The 18,812-nt window shown below is 58.1% G+C and carries 17 protein-coding genes; 10 read left to right on the top strand and 7 right to left on the bottom strand.

Annotated elements, in window-relative coordinates; genetic code table 11:
• Positions 1-13: 13 nt before the first annotated feature.
• From ACEWZM_RS13265 to ACEWZM_RS13220, 10 genes are all read left to right on the top strand, one after another.
• Positions 14-1,465: a CpaF family protein gene (locus ACEWZM_RS13265; protein ID WP_414006882.1), complete on the top strand. Its 1,452-nt coding sequence runs from the start codon at positions 14-16 to the stop codon at positions 1,463-1,465.
• Positions 1,465-2,433: a type II secretion system F family protein gene (locus tag ACEWZM_RS13260; RefSeq protein ID WP_414006881.1), complete on the top strand. Its 969-nt coding sequence runs from the start codon at positions 1,465-1,467 to the stop codon at positions 2,431-2,433. The genes ACEWZM_RS13265 and ACEWZM_RS13260 overlap by 1 nt, the downstream gene beginning before the upstream one ends.
• Positions 2,434-2,443: 10 nt before the next feature.
• A complete protein-coding gene (locus ACEWZM_RS13255) occupies positions 2,444-3,424 on the top strand; it encodes a type II secretion system F family protein (protein WP_414006880.1) in 981 nt (326 codons plus the stop codon).
• Positions 3,425-3,427: 3 nt separating this feature from the next.
• Positions 3,428-4,030 carry a tetratricopeptide repeat protein gene (locus ACEWZM_RS13250; protein WP_414006879.1) on the top strand — a complete coding sequence of 201 codons (603 nt, stop codon included), beginning with the start codon at positions 3,428-3,430 and terminating at the stop codon, positions 4,028-4,030.
• 39 nt (positions 4,031-4,069) lie between these two features.
• Positions 4,070-4,918, top strand: a complete 849-nt coding sequence (locus ACEWZM_RS13245; protein WP_414006878.1) for a tetratricopeptide repeat protein — start codon at positions 4,070-4,072, stop codon at positions 4,916-4,918.
• Between the two features lie 18 nt (positions 4,919-4,936).
• A complete protein-coding gene (locus ACEWZM_RS13240; protein ID WP_414006877.1) occupies positions 4,937-5,443 on the top strand; it encodes an A24 family peptidase in 507 nt (168 codons plus the stop codon).
• A 182-nt stretch (positions 5,444-5,625) separates the two neighbouring features.
• On the top strand, positions 5,626-6,933 hold the full coding sequence (locus ACEWZM_RS13235) for an ATPase (protein WP_414006876.1): 1,308 nt from the start codon (positions 5,626-5,628) through the stop codon (positions 6,931-6,933).
• A 74-nt stretch (positions 6,934-7,007) separates the two neighbouring features.
• Positions 7,008-9,443 (top strand): ligase-associated DNA damage response DEXH box helicase, encoded by a 2,436-nt coding sequence (locus ACEWZM_RS13230; RefSeq protein WP_414006875.1) that lies wholly within the window; start codon positions 7,008-7,010, stop codon positions 9,441-9,443.
• Between the two features lie 53 nt (positions 9,444-9,496).
• A complete protein-coding gene (gene pdeM, locus ACEWZM_RS13225; protein ID WP_414006874.1) occupies positions 9,497-10,159 on the top strand; it encodes a ligase-associated DNA damage response endonuclease PdeM in 663 nt (220 codons plus the stop codon).
• 93 nt (positions 10,160-10,252) lie between these two features.
• Positions 10,253-10,666 (top strand): PaaI family thioesterase, encoded by a 414-nt coding sequence (locus ACEWZM_RS13220; protein WP_414006873.1) that lies wholly within the window; start codon positions 10,253-10,255, stop codon positions 10,664-10,666.
• Between the two features lie 116 nt (positions 10,667-10,782).
• Here the strand turns inward: ACEWZM_RS13220 and folD are convergent, their stop codons facing one another.
• From folD to ybgF, 7 genes are all read right to left on the bottom strand, one after another.
• The gene (folD, locus tag ACEWZM_RS13215) at positions 10,783-11,685 is read right to left on the bottom strand and encodes a bifunctional methylenetetrahydrofolate dehydrogenase/methenyltetrahydrofolate cyclohydrolase FolD (protein ID WP_414006872.1); all 903 of its coding nucleotides are present in this window, start codon (positions 11,683-11,685) and stop codon (positions 10,783-10,785) included.
• Positions 11,686-11,726: 41 nt separating this feature from the next.
• Positions 11,727-12,032, bottom strand: coding sequence for a chorismate mutase (locus ACEWZM_RS13210; RefSeq protein WP_414006871.1), 306 nt, complete (start codon positions 12,030-12,032; stop codon positions 11,727-11,729).
• A gap of 57 nt (positions 12,033-12,089) precedes the next feature.
• Positions 12,090-13,766 (bottom strand): formate--tetrahydrofolate ligase, encoded by a 1,677-nt coding sequence (locus tag ACEWZM_RS13205; protein WP_414006870.1) that lies wholly within the window; start codon positions 13,764-13,766, stop codon positions 12,090-12,092.
• 201 nt (positions 13,767-13,967) lie between these two features.
• Positions 13,968-14,546 (bottom strand): MOSC domain-containing protein, encoded by a 579-nt coding sequence (locus tag ACEWZM_RS13200; RefSeq protein ID WP_414006869.1) that lies wholly within the window; start codon positions 14,544-14,546, stop codon positions 13,968-13,970.
• Positions 14,547-14,719: 173 nt separating this feature from the next.
• Positions 14,720-16,633 carry an ATP-dependent zinc metalloprotease FtsH gene (ftsH, locus tag ACEWZM_RS13195; RefSeq protein WP_414006868.1) on the bottom strand — a complete coding sequence of 638 codons (1,914 nt, stop codon included), beginning with the start codon at positions 16,631-16,633 and terminating at the stop codon, positions 14,720-14,722.
• A gap of 77 nt (positions 16,634-16,710) precedes the next feature.
• Positions 16,711-17,973, bottom strand: a complete 1,263-nt coding sequence (gene tilS, locus ACEWZM_RS13190) for a tRNA lysidine(34) synthetase TilS (protein ID WP_414006867.1) — start codon at positions 17,971-17,973, stop codon at positions 16,711-16,713.
• Entirely contained in the window at positions 17,970-18,812 is an 843-nt protein-coding gene (ybgF, locus tag ACEWZM_RS13185) for a tol-pal system protein YbgF (RefSeq protein ID WP_414006866.1), read from the bottom strand. Before ybgF ends, tilS begins: the two co-directional genes overlap by 4 nt.

The following is an 18,812-nucleotide window of genomic DNA, read 5'->3' as shown; positions in this document are numbered from 1 at the left end:
GGGCATTCCTTTCATGTTCTCCAAGTACAAAAAACAATCCGCCACACCCAGCGCTGCTGCGCAGCCTGCCGCCGTGGCCGCCCCGACCAAAGCTCCGGCTCCAGCCGCCGCATCTGCTGCATCCATGCGCAAGCCCCTGGCTCGCAAAACTGCCGAAGTCGCGCCAGGCGACAAGGAACGCAAGCGCAAGGAGCGGATGGGTGAGATCAAAATCCAACTACACCGCGAGTTGTTGGACAATCTTAACCTTGCCGCATTGGAACGCGCCAGCGAGGCTGAGCTGCGCACGGAGATTTCCTCCATCACCACTGAAATCCTTGAGGAAAAAGGCATTGTTCTCAACCGTGAGGATCGTCAGACCCTGACTAAGGAACTCTATGACGAGGTCACCGGCCTGGGCCCGCTTGAGACCCTCCTGCAGGATGACACCGTCAACGATATTCTGGTGAACGGCCCGCAGCAGGTTTTTGTCGAACGCGACGGCAAGCTGCAACTCAGCGATGTGACCTTCAAGGATGAAAAGCACCTGATGCGGATCATTGACAAAATCGTCTCCGCCGTGGGACGCCGTGTCGATGAAAGCAATCCTTATGTGGACGCCCGTCTTGCCGATGGTTCGCGTTTTAACGCAATGGTCCCGCCAGTTGCTGTGGACGGCTCGCTGGTGTCGATCCGTAAATTCAAAAAAGACAAGCTGGGCATTGATGATCTGGTCAGTTTTGGCGCCTTCACCGATGAGATGGCTGCCTATCTTCAAGCCGCAGTTTCAACCCGCCTGAATGTCATCGTATCCGGCGGGACCGGCTCTGGTAAAACCACTACGCTGAACGCCCTGTCGTCCTTCATCGACAATGCCGAACGTATCTTGACCATCGAAGACACGGCGGAACTTCAGTTGCAACAGACCCATGTGGGACGGATGGAAAGCCGCCCGCCCAACGTCGAAGGTCGCGGCGAGGTATCGCCACGCGACTGTCTGAAAAACGCCCTCAGGATGCGTCCGGATCGGATCATCGTTGGCGAAACCCGTGGCGAAGAAGTTATCGACATGCTGCAGGCCATGAACACCGGCCACGATGGCTCCATGACCACGATCCACGCAAACTCTGCTCGCGATGGTATCTCGCGTCTGGAAAACATGATCGCCATGGCCGGAATCGAAATGCCGATCAAAGCGGTGCGCAGCCAGATCGCATCGGCTGTGAACATCATCGTACAGGCGTCGCGCCTGCAAGATGGTTCGCGCCGCATGACCTCCATCACTGAAATTACCGGGATGGAAGGTGACGTGATCTCTATGCAGGAAATCTTCCGCTTCCAACGCGTTGGCTTGACGCCGGAAAACAAGATCATTGGCCATTTCACTGCCACTGGCGTGCGCAGCCACTACTCCGAGCGCTTCCGTCTTTGGGGTTACGACCTTCCGTCGTCGATCTATGAACCCACCGTGATGGAGGTCCGCTAATGCAACTGAGTGCAGAACCAATTATCTATGGGTTGATCTTCATCGGCGTTCTGGTGCTGGTTGAAGGTCTCTATCTGGTGACATTCGGCAAATCCATCAGTCTCAACAGCCGCGTCAACCGCCGCTTGGAGATGATGGACAAGGGCGGCAATCGCGAACAGGTACTGGAACAGCTGCGCAAGGAAATGCGTCAGCATATGAGCGCCAAGTCAATCCCGCTCTATTCTCTGCTGGCAGAGCGCGCGCAAAAGGCCGCGATCGCCTTTTCACCGCGCCAACTGATCCTGATCATGGGCGCCGTTGCAGCCATTGCCTTCGTCGGGCTCAGCGTTGGTACGAGCGCCGAACTACCGCTGCGCCTTCTGGCATCTGTGATCATCGGCGTCGGCGCTGTCTTCTTCTGGGTCAACAAAAAAGCCGCCAAGCGCATGGCAATGATCGAAGAACAGCTCCCAGATGCGGTTGAATTGATGGTCCGGTCCCTACGCGTCGGCCATCCGTTTTCCTCAGCTGTGCAGATCGTCGCCAACGAGGTCGAAGATCCGCTGGCCACCGAATTTGGCGTCATCGCCGACGAAAGCGCCTATGGTCGCGATGTGGGCGAAGCGCTCAAGGAAATGGCCGAACGTCTGGATATGCAGGACATGCGTTTCCTTGCTGTGGCCGTGACCATTCAGCAGCAGTCCGGTGGTAACCTGGCTGAGGTTCTGGCCGGCCTGGCCAAGGTGATCCGTGCCCGCTTCCGCCTGTTTCGCCGCGTAAAGGCGATCACCGCCGAAGCGCAATGGTCAGGCAAGTTCCTGTCGGGTTTTCCATTGTTCTGTCTCGGCGGCATTATGGCCAAGGATCCCGGATATTATGATGGTGTGGTTGACCACCCATGGTTCATCCCTGCCTGTTTCATTGTCGGCGCAATGCTGACCATAAACCTCTTCGTCATGCGCATGCTGACAAACATCAAGGTGTGAGGCAAAATCCATGACATCCTTAAGCGATCTCAATGACCTGCTGGTAACACATCTCGGCCCCTTCGGCCCGCTGCTGGTGGTGGGTCTGGGCGGCCTCTTTATGATTTTGCTGGCAATTCCGCTGCTCTTGAACCAGCCCGAAGATCCGCTGAAGAAGCTGCAAAAAAGCATGTCCGCCAGCACCCAGACCAACTCCAAGAAGGAGCGTTTGCGTCAGGCCGATCGCAATGAACAGCTGCAGAAATTCGCGTCCTTCCTGGAACCGCAAGACGCCACTGAGCTCTCCAAGATGGAGCTGAAGCTGCGTCAGGCTGGGTATCAATCCAAGGACTCAGTGCGCTTCTTTCATTTTGCGCAATTCGCATTGGGCCTGATCGGCCTCGCTTTCGGCTTGTTCTATGTCTACGTGCTCAATGCAGATATGGAGTATGACAGCCAGCAGATGGTCATCCGCATCATCGGGCCGGGTGCTGTCGCCTATATGTTGCCCAAGTACTGGATCACCCGACGCGTTGAAGAACGCAAGCAAGAGATCACCTCCGGCTTTCCTGACGCGCTCGACATGATGCTCGTCTGCGTCGAAGCCGGTCAATCGCTGGATCAGGCCATTGTGCGCGTCGCAAAAGAACTGCACGCCTCCTACCCTGCTCTTGCTGATGAATTCGAGGTTGTTTCTCAAGAAATGAAAGCCGGTAAGGACAAAGACAAGGTATTGCGTGACATGGGCACCCGCTGCGGTGTGCAGGATGTGTCTTCTTTTGTCACCGTGATGATCCAGTCTGCTACGTTTGGTACCTCCATTGCAGAGGCCTTGCGGGTCTATGCCGGGGAAATGCGGGACAAACGGGTAATGCGCGCCGAAGAGGCCGCAAACAAGTTGCCAACCAAAATGACCCTTGCCACAATGACCCTTACGGTGCCTCCGCTGCTGATCATTCTGGTCGGCCCATCGGCGCAGGGCATCTCCAATCTGGGCAATATGAGCAAATAACACATGATGACACTGGGTTGGGCTTTCCCCTCCCGTCTCTGTAAAGCGATCACCGCCATCCTCGCGCTTGCGTTGGTGGCGGCTTGCATGTCACCAGGCGGAAAATCAGATCCCAAGGATCCACTGGGCGGACCGGCATTGCCCGGCGTCGATCCGCGAGGAAAATCCGAAAGTGGCCTTCTTGTCGGTCACCGGTTGATGGCTGCGGCCGAATATGAGCTGGCGTTGGATGCATTTACCCGCGCTGCGCTGGAAGACGGGCTCAGCGCTGAAGTGCTCTCGGGCCTTGGCTCAGCCAACCTCGGATTGGGGCGTCTGGGACAGGCTGAAACCCATCTCCGCCGCGCTGTTGAGCGTGACCCGGACTTCCCCGCAGCCATGAACAATCTTGGCGTGGTGCTGATGGAACGGCAAAAATACCCCGAGGCCGAGCAGATCCTGCGCCGGGCCTTTGCGCTTGATAATGGCGAAAGTGACGCAATCCGTGAAAATTTCCGCCTTGCTCTCGCAAAACTTGACCAGAGCACGCATAGTGATCCCCAACAAAAAGGCTACGCATTGGTGCAGCGCGGAGGGGGGAGTTACCTGATTCGCACGTCCCAGTGACGCAAAGCCTCAGGCAGAGCAGCACAGAGGACGCAAAAAATGCGCCAGCAGATTTTCGTATCCGCATGTCTGGTCGGTGGGCTTGTCCTGTCGGCCTGCGCCAAGGACGACACCGAAGCCGTTGACCGCGCCTTTCAAGAGGTGAACGTGGTCGATGAGAGCAATCTCAACGATGTGATGTTGACTGTCGCAGACCCGAATGAGGCCGTCACCTACTTTCAGCGCACGGTTAAATCCGCCCCGGAACGGATCGACCTCAACCGAGGGCTCGCGATCTCATTGATCCGCGCCAGGCGAAACACCGAGGCCGTCACCGCCTGGAAAAAGGTGGTCTCCCTCCCCGAGGCAACCGATGCCGACCAGGTGGAGCTGGCCGACGCCCTGATCCGCACCAGCAACTGGGATGATGCCAAGTCCACGCTTGATAAGGTACCCCCCACCCACGAGACTTACAAACGCTACCGGCTTGAGGCGATGGTTGCCGACTCCGAGCAAAACTGGAAACGCTCCGACAGCTTTTACCAGACCGCTGTTGGCCTTACGACCCAGCCCGCCCGCGTTATGAACAACTGGGGCTATTCCAAGCTGACGCGCGGCGATTATGCTGAGGCCGAACGCCTGTTTGGCGATGCCATCCGACAGGATCAATCGCTGTTTACAGCCAAGAACAATCTGGTGCTGGCCCGTGGCGCGCAACGCAACTACACACTCCCGGTAATCCCCATGGATCAGGTTGAGCGCGCGCAGCTGTTGCACACTCTGGCACTCTCGGCAGTCAAACAAGGCGACGTCCAGACCGGCGAAGGCCTGCTGCGTCAGGCGATCTCGACCCATCCGCAGCATTTCGACGCTGCTGCCCGCGCACTCGCTGCGCTGGAAAACGGTTAAGACCGGAGCCAGCGACCAATGTTGATCTCGGCCCATGTCGCCCTGTGGTTCCTCCCCTTTGTGTTGCCGCTCTGTTGTGTGGTGGCCCTGAACGATCTGCGCCATATGCGGATTCCCAATTGGACCGTAGATCTTCTGGCGGCAATTTTTGTAATTGTCGGCCCCTTTTTGATGAGCTGGACAGACTACGGCTGGCAATTGCTGCACCTGCCGATCGGCATCGGCCTTGGCTTTCTCTGCTATAGCGCTGGCATGGTGGGTGCGGGCGATGCCAAATTCGCAGGTGCTGCCGCGCCATTTGTTGTGTTTGGTGATCTGTCGGTCGTAGTCATGATCTTCTCTGCTATGCTGCTGGCCGGTTTCCTGACCCATCGCATTGCCAAATATACCCCCCTGCGCCGTCTGGCCCCCCATTGGAAGAGCTGGGATGTTGGCAGCAAGTTCCCTATGGGGCTCTGCCTTGGCGGAACGGTAGTGGCCTATCTGGTGCTCGGCAGTCAGTTGGGCCAGTCCGCTCCGATCTGAGCAACTGAAGCCACCGCAGACAAGCTCCTCGAGTTCCTAAAATGCGCCGCATGTCGCGCGCACGGACGCGGAAAAGCACCAGCTTTGCCCCGCTTGTGCCACAGTACTGAATAAACTCTTGTCTACCAGTTCAACGCGCCACCAGGCGTGACTTTGTTCAATAGAGACAGGCAGGCCGCACCATGAACATGCAGACATCAGCCGTAATGGCGCCCCCCACTCCGCGTGGCTTGGAGCAGATGCAACTCCCAATGGTGATGATGCGGGACATCTTGCTGAAAACGATCTTCCGCAAAACCTGTGAGAACGTCAGCGAAATCGCCGCCGCTATTTGCCTGCCCATCCCGGTAACGCAGGAACTGGTGGATATCGCCCGCGAACAAAAGCTGCTGGAGGCCACCGGCACCCTCAATGCCAATTCGGGCAATGAGATGGGCTATCAGCTGACCGAAGCAGGTAAGGCGCGCGCCCTCGATGCCCTGAGCCAGTCGGAATACTACGGCGCAATGCCGGTGCCACTGGATATCTACCGAGAGCAGGTCAAACGCCAATCAATCCGCAATATTCTGGTCACCCGTCAGCAACTCCTAGGGGCCATGGGCCATTTGGTTCTGCCCGACAGTCTGCTGGATCACCTTGGACCCGCTGTCAGCGCCGGCCGCTCGATCCTGATGTATGGTCCACCCGGCAACGGTAAATCCTCCATCTCAAACGGCATTCGCGATGCCTTGGGGGATCATGTCTATGTGCCCCGTGCTATTGAATATGCGGGCCAGGTTATCACCGTTTACGACCCGATTGTACACACCGCCGTACCCCTGCAAGAAGATGACCCCAACAGCCTGCGCCGCGCCCGCCGCTTTGACAGCCGCTATGTGTGTTGCGAACGCCCGACGGTGGTCACAGGCGGCGAGCTGTCATTGTCGATGCTGGATCTGGTCTATAACCCCACCGCGCGCACCTATCAGGCACCGCTACAGCTGAAGTCCACCGGTGGTATTTTCATCGTCGATGACCTTGGGCGCCAGGCCGAGCCGCCGCAGGCGCTGGTCAATCGTTGGATCGTACCACTGGAAGAAAGTCGCGATATCCTCTCGCTGCAATCGGGCGAAAAATTCGAAGTGCCTTTTGATACGCTGGTGATTTTCTCCACCAACTTCCACCCGAATGAGATTTTCGATCAGGCTGCCCTACGCCGGATTTTCTTCAAAATCAAAATCGACGGACCGGACCAGGAGAACTTCCTCAAGATCTTTGCCATGGTTGCCCAGAAGAAAGGCGTCCCGCTGGACGAGGCCGCATTGGTCCACCTGCTGAAACGTAAATATCCAACGATCGACAATGTATACGCCAACTATCAACCGGTGTTCCTGATCGATCAGATGAAGGCGATCTGCGATTTCGAAGGCATCCCCTATAAGATGTCTCCCGACCTCATCGACCGCGCTTGGGCCAATATGTTTGTGAAGGACGAGCATATCGTCAAATAACACGCTGCAGAATTTTCTCTTAGTTTCGATCAGAACATTTAGAAAATCGCAGCCACCGCGACTACATAAGTCGGATGAGCAGTCTTCCACATGTCATAACAGATTGGTTCGTCACCCGTGGTTGGACCATTCACCCGCACCAGAAGGACATGCTGGCCTGCGCCGATGATCCGGCCACCCTGCTTATTGCACCCACAGGTGGTGGCAAAACCATGGCAGGGTTTCTGCCAACACTGGCAGATCTTGCGGGCGGTGATCATGCCGGCCTACACACGCTCTATGTCTCGCCGCTAAAGGCACTGGCGGCAGACATCAAACGGAATTTGCGCACCCCTGTCGATGACATGGGTCTGCCCATCCGCATTGATGATCGCACCGGGGACACCCCCGCCAGCCGCAAGCGCAGCCAGCGCGCCGATCCACCTCATATCTTGCTCACCACCCCCGAAAGCCTTGCTTTGCTGACCTCCTACGAGGATGCAGCGCGCATGTTTGCAGGGCTGAAACGGGTGGTGCTGGACGAAATTCACGCGCTCGCCGAAAGCAAACGCGGCGATCAACTGATGCTCGCATTGACCCGGTTGCAGGCGATTTGCCCCGATATGCGCCGCGTCGGCCTGTCCGCCACTGTGGATGACCCGGCCGCCATCGCACACTACCTCGCACGCCACCCCGATCCTTGCAATATCGTGCAGGCCGATCCTGGGCCCGCACCGGACATCCAGATGCTGCACACAGACGCAGCCCCGCCCTGGGCCGGAGGCGGTGCCGCTCATGCCATCCCCGCTGTGCTGGAGCAGATCCAGGCGCATAACACCACACTGATCTTTCACAACACTCGCGCCCAAGCTGAGATTTTCTTTCGCAACCTGTGGCTCGCCAATGAGGACGCCCTGCCTATCGGCATCCACCATGGGTCTCTGGATCGGGTTCAACGCGACCGGGTTGAGGCGGCAATGGTGCGCGGTGATCTGCGTGCGGTGGTCTGTACCGGGTCGCTGGATCTTGGAATCGACTGGGGTGACGTGGATCTGGTCATCCAGATCGGAGCGCCCAAAAACGTGAAACGATTGGTCCAGCGCATCGGGCGCGCCAATCACCGCTATAACGCCCCGTCCAAGGCGCTCCTTGTGCCCGCCAACCGGTTTGAGGTCGTGGAATGCCGCGCAGCACTTGAGGCCGTCGAGGCGGGCACTCTGGATGGCACCCCACGCACGCCCGGACCGCGCGATGTGTTGTGCCAGCACATCCTGATCCGGGCTTGCGCCGGATCTTTTGCCGCTGATGATCTCTATACTGAAGTCACAAGCGCCGGTGCCTATGCCAGCCTCACGCGGGCCGAGTTTGACGCCTGTCTCGATTTCTGTGCCACCGGGGGCTACGCACTTCGGGTCTACGATCAATGGCAACGTTTGCTGCAACGCCCCGATGGGTTATGGCAACTGCGTGATCCCCGAGCCGCCCTCCGAATTCGCATGAACATTGGCACTATTCAGGACGCCGATCTTTTGAAGGTCCGCCTGAAACGCAGCCGCGGCGGCAAACCACTGGGCGAGATCGAGGAAAGCTTCGCGGCGACTCTGACCCCCGGTGATACCTTCCTGATCGGAGGTCAGATTGTGCGCTATGAATCCTTGCGCGAAATGACTGTCGAAGTCAGCCGCAACCCCAGCAAGAAACCCAAGGTGGCAGTGTTCTCCGGTACCAAATTCGCCACCTCCACCCAGCTCAGCAGACGGATCCTTGATATTCTGCAACGCGATAGCTGGCCTGACCTGCCCGCCCACACAGCCGACTGGCTAGCCCTTCAGCGCGAAGTCTCTCAAATGCCGCGCCGGGGCCACTTACTATTGGAGAGTTTCCCGTTTCAGGGGCGTGAACATCTCTGCGTCTATGGTTTCGCCGGGCGCAATGCGATGCAAACGCTCGGTCTGTTGCTGACCAAACGGATGGAGGAGCTCTCGCTCGACCCGCTTGGCTTTGTTGCCAGTGACTATGCGACGTTGATCTGGGGGCTCACCCCGGTCGAGGATCCCGCCCCGTTGCTTAATCCAACAGAGCTACGCGCCGGACTTGAGGGCTGGTTGGCTGGCAATGCTGTCATGAAACGCAGCTTTCGTACGGTGGCCAATATAGCTGGCCTCATTGAACGCAATACCCCCGGCCGACGCAAGAATGGCCGACAGGCAACGTTTTCCTCCGATATCCTCTACGACACTCTGCGCAAATACGATCCAGACCACCTGCTTCTGGGCATCACCCGGCAGGAAGCCATGGCCGGTCTGGTCGATTTTGGCCGTATCGAAGAATTGCTCGCCCGCATTGATGGTCGTATTACCCTCAACCGCCTGTCATGCGTGTCTCCTCTCGCGGCACCGCTTCTGCTGGAAGTAGGTAGGGTTCCGGTCAAAGGTGCGGCCCAGGAAAAACTGCTGAAGCGCGAGACCGAGGAGTTGATGCGTCTTGCGGGTCTGAGCAATCTTGAGATTCCATACACACCGCCACATTAAATGCCCTCGATCTGCGCTTGCGCCGCCCTGAAAAACCAACGATCAAATCTACCATGACCGGTTATGATTTCACTCTCGCAGGCCAGAGCCTTACCGCGCTCGGCTCCGGTGCGCTTTGGTGGCAGTCTCGCGAACTGATCTGTGTCTCTGATCTTCATCTGGGGAAATCCGAACGTCAGTTGCGGCGCGGCGGCACCGCCCTGCCCCCATATGAGACACGCGACACACTCCAGCGCCTAGCAGACGTGATCGCCCAAACCCGCGCGGAAACCGTGATCTGTCTTGGCGACAGTTTTGACGACAGCAACGCCGCCGATGCCCTGACATCAATGGATCATGCAAAAATCACCGACTTGATGCAGAACCGGCGCTGGATCTGGATAACCGGCAATCACGATCCTGCCCCAACCTCACTGGCGGGGGAGGCTCATGACAGCCTCAGCCTTGGTCCGTTTCTCTTCCGCCACATCGCGGATCCTGCTTTTCAGGGCCAGAGCAGGGCCGAAATCTCGGGACACTATCACCCCAAGGCGCGCCTGCGCGGTACATCGCGACCCGCTTTTCTGGCCGATCATCAGCGCCTGATCCTGCCCGCTTTTGGTACATACACAGGTGGCCTTTGTACGACCAATGCCGCATTCTCTGGCCTCATGGCTCCGCGCGCAGTTGCCATTCTCACAGGTCCCCGCCCACTGCCCTGCCCTATGCCCCGCTGACCCCGTTCAGACACAGCAGAACTGTGCCGCCGCGTCACATCCCACAGGTGCCATCCCTCTTATATGCTGCAGATAACGGATAGGGGGCTCTGAATGGACAAGCGCATTCGCGACAGCTTTGACAAACAAACGATGATGCAAACTCTGGGCGCAAAGATCGCAAAGGTCGGCGACGGCACTGTTACGATCACTGCGCCCATCCTACCCAGCAGCCGCCAGCAACACGGCGTTGCCCATGCGGCACTCAGCTTCGCCATCGGTGACAGTGCCGCGGGCTATGCCGCCCTGACTCTGATACCCGAAGGGTCCGAGGTGATGACTGCCGAGATGAAGATCAATCTGCTCGCACCAGGTGCGGGTGATCTGTTGCGCGCCACCGGCAAAGTGGTGAAACCGGGTCGCCGTTTGATCATCGTTACCGCCGAGATCCACGCCATCACAGGTGATCAGGAAAAACTGGTCGCGCTTTTGCAAGGCACCATGGTTCCTGTCACTGCAGCCGTCTGATCCGTCACCACCCTTCTCCGTCACCCGCTGTCATGTTTCCAAAAAATACTCCCGCCGGAGGCATCCGACGGGAGCAGAAAATCTTACATCTGCGCTGAAACGGCAAAGGCCGCCAATCAGGCGGTCAGCCCATCCGGCTCTGCCAAACCATTGGCGCGGCAGCAGGCCGTCACAGTATTGGCCAGCAAGCAGGCAATGGTCATCGGGCCTACGCCACCCGGAACCGGGGTGATGGCACCGGCACGTTCGGCACAGCTCGCATAGTCCACATCGCCCACAAGACGGGTCTTGCCCTCGCCCTTTTCCGGGGCGTCAATTCGGTTGATGCCCACGTCGATTACGGTCGCGCCTTCCTTGATCCAGTCACCGGGAACCATTTCGGGACGGCCGACAGCAGCAACCACGATATCGGCGCGGCGCACAACGTCCGGCAGATCCTTGGTACGGCTATGTGCAATGGTCACGGTGCAGCTGTCACCCAGCAGCAGCTGCGCCATCGGCTTGCCAACGATGTTAGAGCGGCCAATAACAACCGCATCCATCCCCGACAGCGAACCGTGATAGTCACGCAGCATCATCAAACAGCCCAGCGGCGTACAGGGCACCATAGATTTCTGGCCAGTGCCCAGCAGGCCCACATTGGAGATGTGGAAACCGTCCACGTCTTTTTCAGGTGCAATGGAATTGATGATCAGATCTTCGTTCAGATGACCGGGCAGAGGCAACTGCACCAGAATACCATGCACCGACGGATCCTTGTTCAGCTGGTCAACCACCGCCAGAAGATCCGCTTCAGAGGTATCGACATCCAGCTTATGTTCAAAGGAGTTCATACCCACTTCGACAGTCTGCTTGCCTTTGGAACGCACATAGACCTGGCTTGCGGGATCTTCGCCGACCAGCACCACGGCCAGGCCGGGGGTGATCTCATGCTCTTCCTTCAGCCGGGCCACGTGGCCTGCGACTTTTTCGCGTACGGTCGCGGCAAAGGCTTTACCGTCGATAATATTAGCTGCCATTGAAACTGTCCTCTTGCTGCGCGCGCCCGGCGGACGGCGCGTTAATCCTCGCGAATAACCCGCGCTTCGCGGGCAATCGACCATTCCACCAGCTGGCGCCACAGGGTCTCGATCAGATCAGGATCAAGCCCCGCAGTGTCGGCCATGGTCCGGGCATTCATCACCACCTCTTCGACACGTGCCGGGATACGGGCGGGCCAGCCATTGTCCGTCTTCAGCGCGATCGCGCGGTCAATATATCCAGCGCGCTCTGCCAACATCGCAATCAGATCCCGGTCCAGCCTGTCGATCTGCTGTCGCAGTGCAGGCATATCTGCGCAGTCCTGCGGCGGGTGTCGTTCAGTCATCTTCAAACTCCTGCGGCCCGAGGGGGTCCCCGGGCCGCAGATTGCCTATTTCAGGCCTTAGAACAAGCCTTCGATCTGGCCGTCATCGTTTAGGCGGATGCTTTCCGACGCTGGTTTGCGTGGCAGACCCGGCATGGTCATGATCTCGCCGCAGACTGCAACGATGAAACCTGCGCCCGCAGACAGGCGAACTTCACGAACAGGAACCGAATGGCCGGTTGGTGCGCCGCGCAACGACGGATCAGTTGAGAAGGAATACTGGGTTTTCGCCATGCAGACCGGCAAATTGCCGTAGCCCGCTTCTTCCCATTCTTTCAGCTGGTTGCGGATCTTATTGTCGGCCAGAACCTCGTCAGCACGGTAGATGCGCTTGGCGATGGTTTCGATCTTCTCAAAGAGCGGCATGTCGTCGGGGTAGATCGGTGCAAAGTTGGCCGAGCCACCTTCGATGATTTCCACGACTTTTTCGGCCAACGGTGCTGAGCCTTCAGATCCCAGTTCCCAGTGACGCGACAGAACCGCTTCAACACCATGGGTGGCGGCGTAGGCTTTGACAGCGTCGACTTCCGCATCAGTGTCAGTCACGAAGTGGTTGATTGCGACAACAACCGGCACACCAAAGGATTTGATGTTCTCGATGTGACGGCCAAGGTTTGCACAGCCGGAGTTAACCGCGTCGACGTTCTCAGCGCCCAGATCCGCCTTGGCCACACCACCGTTCATCTTCATCGCACGCACGGTAGCAACCAGTACTACCGCGGAAGGGGCGATGCCTGCTTTACGGCATTTGATGTTCATGAACTTCTCAGCGCCGAGGTCGGCACCGAAGCCTGCTTCGGTCACAACGTAGTCGGCGACTTTCAGCGCGGTTTTGGTCGCGATGACAGAGTTACAGCCGTGAGCGATGTTGGCAAACGGGCCACCGTGGACAAACGCGGGGTTGTTTTCCAGTGTCTGCACCAGGTTGGGCTGCATTGCATCTTTCAGCAGAACAGTCATTGCGCCCTCTGCCTTGATGTCGCGGCAGTAAACCGGGGTTTTGTCACGGCGGTAGGCCACGATGATGTCGCCCAGACGCGTTTCCAGATCTTTCAGATCGTTCGCCAGACACAGGATCGCCATGACTTCGGACGCCACAGTAATGTCAAAACCAGTTTCACGTGGGAAACCGTTGGACACGCCACCCAGCGATGCAGTGATCTGACGCAGAGCCCGGTCATTCATATCGACCACACGGCGCCACGCAACACGACGAATGTCGATTTCGCACTCATTGCCCCAGTAGATGTGGTTGTCGATCATCGCCGACAACAGAGAGTGCGCAGAGGTGATCGCGTGGAAGTCACCGGTAAAGTGGAGGTTCATTTCCTCCATCGGAACGACCTGTGCGTAGCCACCGCCAGCGGCACCACCTTTCATACCGAAGTTCGGGCCGAGGCTCGCCTCGCGGATACAGATCATCGCGTTTTTGCCGATGCGGTTCAGGCCGTCACCCAGACCAACGGTGGTGGTCGTCTTGCCCTCACCCGCAGGCGTTGGGTTGATTGCAGTCACCAGGATCAGTTTGCCGTCTTCTTTGCTCTGGACTGAGTTGATGAAGTCCTGGCTTACCTTGGCTTTGTCGTGGCCGTATGGCAGCAGATCGTCGCTGGAGATGCCGATCTTGGCACCGATTTCCTGAATCGGACGCTTCTGCGCCTCGCGGGCGATTTCGATGTCACTCTTGTAGCTCATAGCCGGTTTCCTGAATTGTGAGTCGAAAAATACATAGGCACAGCAGTGCCGGTTTCCCGCAAGACTTAGCCCTTCTGCGACATATCGTGCGCGTGATTTCCGACATGATCAGGCATTGAAACGGCGTTCATTCACCCAACGGCAACCAAAGATTGCCAATCGTGTCGTCCCGACGCCTATCCGCAACCCATAGGCTGCGACTCAAGGCGCCCAGGCCGGTTGATCCGGCACAAACAGGCGCAGGCTTTCGCCCTGTCTCAGTACACCCGGCCGCTCTACCCATGCCATTACCCCCCGCCGCGCGGTCGCCGCAGGCTTGAACCTGGGACCAAAGCCAGTGTGATCCTTCTCGATTTCCTTGGCCGGAAAGATACATGGGCGGTTTTCGATATCCACCGTCAGCGTGACACCATCTGGCCCCTGCAAACGGCTGGAGGGCGGCAGGTGACTGAGGTCAGGGACACCACGCAACACCAGTGTCGCCCCAAGATGCACGGGATCGATCCGTTCCATGCCCATATCTGCCGCGATCAGCGCCAGCTCTTCCTCCGACAGAATACTGATTTGACGCAGATTGCGGATCATCGTGCCTTCCGGATGCAAATTACGCACCCGCACACAAGAGGCCCGCAACGCCCCCTCATGCCGTTCGCCAGCAATGCCCTCGAAACCCAGCGTCAGCTGTTCCTGACGTTCTGAGCGCAGACCACCGGAAGCTGCCGGAACATAACCGATCCAGGTGACCTCTCCCTGAAATTCCGTTTCGCGCATGACAGGCATTGGGCGTCTCCTCTGGGCTAATTTCATCCATAAATTTGCCACACCATATGGGTGATATCTGCCCCTGACCAGTCAGATTGACCGGCGATGCCACTATTGGAAACGCATCAAAAAACCCAGCCACCATAACAGTGACCGGGTTCAATATTAGTCAAACATTCAAGACATTACCGTCAGGTCGACGGCTCTGGCTCCATTCCGTCATCCGACGCGGGTTTCTTTGGCTTGGCCTTGGGAATGGCAGTGACAGAGGCGCTACCGGCATCGGTATCATCGCCCTCGTCCTCGCCCGCCTGCGGCGGCTCACCCTTCATTACGCGTTTGATCTCGTCGCCGGTCAGGGTCTCATATTCCAGAAGCCCCTGCGCCAAGCGCTCCCACTCTTTGTTCTTGTCTTTCAGGATCTGCAAAGCCCGATCATAGCCCTGCTGGATAAAGCGCTTCACTTCATCCTCGATCAGCTCTTTGGTATTGGCAGAGACCGAAAAACCACCGGTATTGCCGGAATAGCCTTCGTGGGCTTCGGCGTAGTCGATGTTGCCAACCTTGTCCGACATGCCCCAGCGCAGCACCATCGCGCGCGCCAGCTGACTGGCCTGCTGAATGTCACCTGCCGGGCCGTTGGATACGTGATCTTCACCGTATTTGATCACTTCGGCGGCCTTGCCGGCCATGGTCATCGCCAGCTTCTGCTCACACTCATCACGGTGATAGTTCAGGCGGTCCATTTCCGGCAGGCTGACCACCATCCCCAGTGCACCACCGCGCGGAATGATCGTGGCCTTATAGACAGGATCACAAAGCGGCAACTCCAGGCCAACAACAGCGTGACCGGACTCATGATAGGCAGTCTTTTCCTTCTGGTCCTGCGTCAGCACCATAGAGCGACGCTCGGCCCCCATCATCACCTTGTCTTTGGCCGATTCGAAATCTTCCATGGTCACAAACCGGCGCCCCACACGGGCCGCCATCAAAGCCGCCTCGTTGACCAGATTGGCCAGATCCGCACCAGAGAAACCGGGGGTACCTCGGGCGATGATCCGCAGATCAACATCAGGACCAAGCGGTGTCTTGCGCGCATGAACGCCAAGGATTTTTTCACGGCCTTTAATGTCTGGGTTGCCCACTGTCACATTGCGGTCAAAACGACCCGGGCGCAGCAGTGCGGGGTCCAACACATCTTTGCGGTTGGTCGCAGCCAAGATGATAACGCCCTCGTTGGCTTCGAACCCGTCCATCTCAACCAGCAGCTGGTTCAATGTCTGCTCACGCTCGTCATTGCCACCGCCGTAGCCTGCACCACGGTGGCGCCCCACGGCGTCGATCTCATCGATAAACACGATGCAGGGCGCATTCTTCTTCGCCTGCTCAAACATATCGCGAACACGGGATGCACCCACGCCAACGAACATCTCGACAAAGTCAGAACCGGAAATGGTGAAGAAGGGCACCCCGGCCTCACCTGCGATGGCGCGTGCCAACAGCGTCTTACCAGTGCCCGGAGGACCAACAAGCAGCGCACCCTTGGGAATTTTACCACCCAGACGCGAGAACTTCTGCGGGTTGCGCAGAAATTCAACGATCTCTTCCAACTCTTCCTTGGCTTCATCGATACCCGCGACATCGTCAAAGGTGACGCGCCCGTGTTTTTCGGTCAGCATCTTAGCCTTGGATTTACCAAAACCCATGGCGCCGCCTTTGCCGCCACCCTGCATCCGGTTCATGAAATAGATCCAGACACCGATCAGCAGCAGAAACGGCAACAGCGTCAACAGGAACGACTGGAACCCAGACTGTTGCTGCTTTTCAGCACGCACCGGGATGTTGTTTTCGATCAACAGCGCCGTCACCTCGGCATCGCCGGGCTTGATGGCTATGAAGTTCTGCCCGTCCGACGTGGTATAGCGGACCTGTTCACCATCCAGCGTAACCGTGCTGACATTGCCGTTTTCAACCGCGCTGACGAAATCAGAAAAAGTCTTCTCTCGGCTCTGCATTGTACTGCCGGAGCCACTGAACAAGTTGAACAGAGCTAAGACGAGTACAAACAGAACAACCCAAAAGGCGATATTGCGTATGTTGCCCAAGGAAAGTCTCCCAATATGCGAGGCGCACCTGGCGGGCGGCCTTCGTTGCCTCTAAAATAGGGATACTTCACCGAGGTTCAATGCGATAAAAGAGCTGTGAAGAACTCTTCGCTGTCTTGAACCAGTTCTGCGGACCATCCATTGCCATTTCCCGCCAAAGGAGCGGCGATCAGCTCATCACCTTTCCACACGGCGGGCGTCCCCTCTAGCACCGCTGCCGGAACCTCGACGCTGCGCCAATCAGGGCAGTATTGCAGTCCTTTGGGGCCCAACGCACGCACCTCATAGCTTTGTACATCACCACCAAAAATCCGCCAACGCTGATCCCAGATTTTTCCAGGCGCTGTCACTTCATCAGCAACCGGTTTCAATTCGCGGCACACCCAGGTTCGTTGCCCGCGCGTGACCAGACGGCACCCCCCAAGGGTAAATGAACCACCATGGCGTACCGCGTCCTTGGCCTCTCCCATGGGGCCACGCCGTGGCGGATACACAGCGCCGGTCACCCATTGAACAGCACGCACCAGCAAGCGATGCGCGATTTCATCCGGCAAGGTCCGGAACTGACGCTGGTCGAGCACAATTGCGCCTATGTGCACCTCAACCAATTCGCGAGCCGCCAAAAAAGTGTACCAGTCCAATGCTTCACGGGCCGCAGCCATGTTGCGAGCCACGGCTGCAAGACTGTCAACCGTCAGCCCCAGTGGCTCCAGCGCCTCCATTGCCTGACGCACCCGTACCCTCTCAAACCGGGTGTCGTCGTTGCTGGGATCCTCAATCCAATGCCAATCCCGATCGCGCAAGAACTGGCGTAGCTCATTGCGTGTGACCTCTAGAAGTGGACGCAACAGCATCACGCCGTCTATGGCCCGGCTGCGCGGCATTGCAGCTAAGCCTGATACGCCGGCAGACCGCCCCAATCGCATCAGAAGCGTTTCGGCCTGATCGTCAGCAGTATGACCAAGCGTGACAACAGATATTCCGTTCAACCGCGCCCAGGACGTCAGCAAGCCATAGCGCGCGTTACGCGCCTGCTCTTGCAGATTGCCGGATTGTCCTTCAACCGGATGGTCGCGCCATTGCAGGATATCATGGCTCAACCCCAGTTTCGCAGCGACACCGGCAACCATCTCAGCCTCCTCGGCGGAGGCCTCACGCAAGCCGTGATCAACAGTCGCGACACAGATTTCGACGCCCACATCGGCAAAACACTCATGCAGAAGATGCAACAGCGCCATCGAATCACCCCCGCCCGACACCGCGACACCCAACCTAGCGGGCAAGGCAGATCGAAACTGCTCCTGCACGATGGCGTGGATATCCCGACCGGTACCGGTCAATTGCAGGCCAGTTTCGCGCGCTCCGCCTCTGCTGTAGCGGCTTCTCCGGCGGCCGGAAAACGGCTGCCAACCTCGGCCAGAGTTACACAAGCCTGACTGGTCTGGCCTAGGCGCCCCAAGGCGGCCCCCAATTCAAACAGGGCTTTTGGTGCTGTCTCGCCCGCTGAATTACCAGAGAACGACGCCAAATAGGCGCGCGCTGCCTCGCGGGTATCGCCCAGCCCATCCAGCGCCTTGCCGCGATTGTACTCGACCGCAGCCGCCAACGGGCTGCCGGGGTAAGCCTGAGTAAAGGCCGCAAATTTCTCTGCCGCTTCCTGATAGGAACCACTATCCAGCGTGGCCTTGGCGGCATCAAAATCGGCCTGCTCCCCGACCGCCAGTTCTGATGCGCTTCCGGGTGCGGTACCGGGCGTTGCTGGCAACGCAGGCGCGCCACCTGCTGGCAGCTCACCGCCCCCCAGCGTGCTGGTTTCGCCCAACTGCGAGATGTCGCCACCTTCCAGTTCGACCAATCGGAATTCCAGATCACCGATCCGGTTCGTGCCATCCTGCACAACGCGGTCTACACGATAAGACAGCTGCTCGGTCTTAGCAGTCAGTCGCTGTAACTCTGCTTCGATGGCGCCAACACGGTCTAACACGCTACCACCCGCGACATTGGTCTGCGGGCTTCCGGTGGTCGACATTTCCCGTTTCAGCCGCTGGATCTCAACATGCAATATGGTCAATTCCTGCCGGATATCGGCGAGCGTCTGGTCATCCTGCGCCTGTACCGCCAGCGGCGGCAGTGCCAGGGTTAACGCAAGAGCAGCAATCGCAAGAGAACGCAGTTTCAT

Source organism: Phaeobacter cretensis (assembly GCF_047372505.1).
Taxonomy (GTDB): Bacteria; Pseudomonadota; Alphaproteobacteria; order Rhodobacterales; family Rhodobacteraceae; genus Phaeobacter; species Phaeobacter cretensis.
Note: the sequence above shows the minus strand (reverse complement) of the source record. Positions and strands in the feature narration are given on the sequence as shown.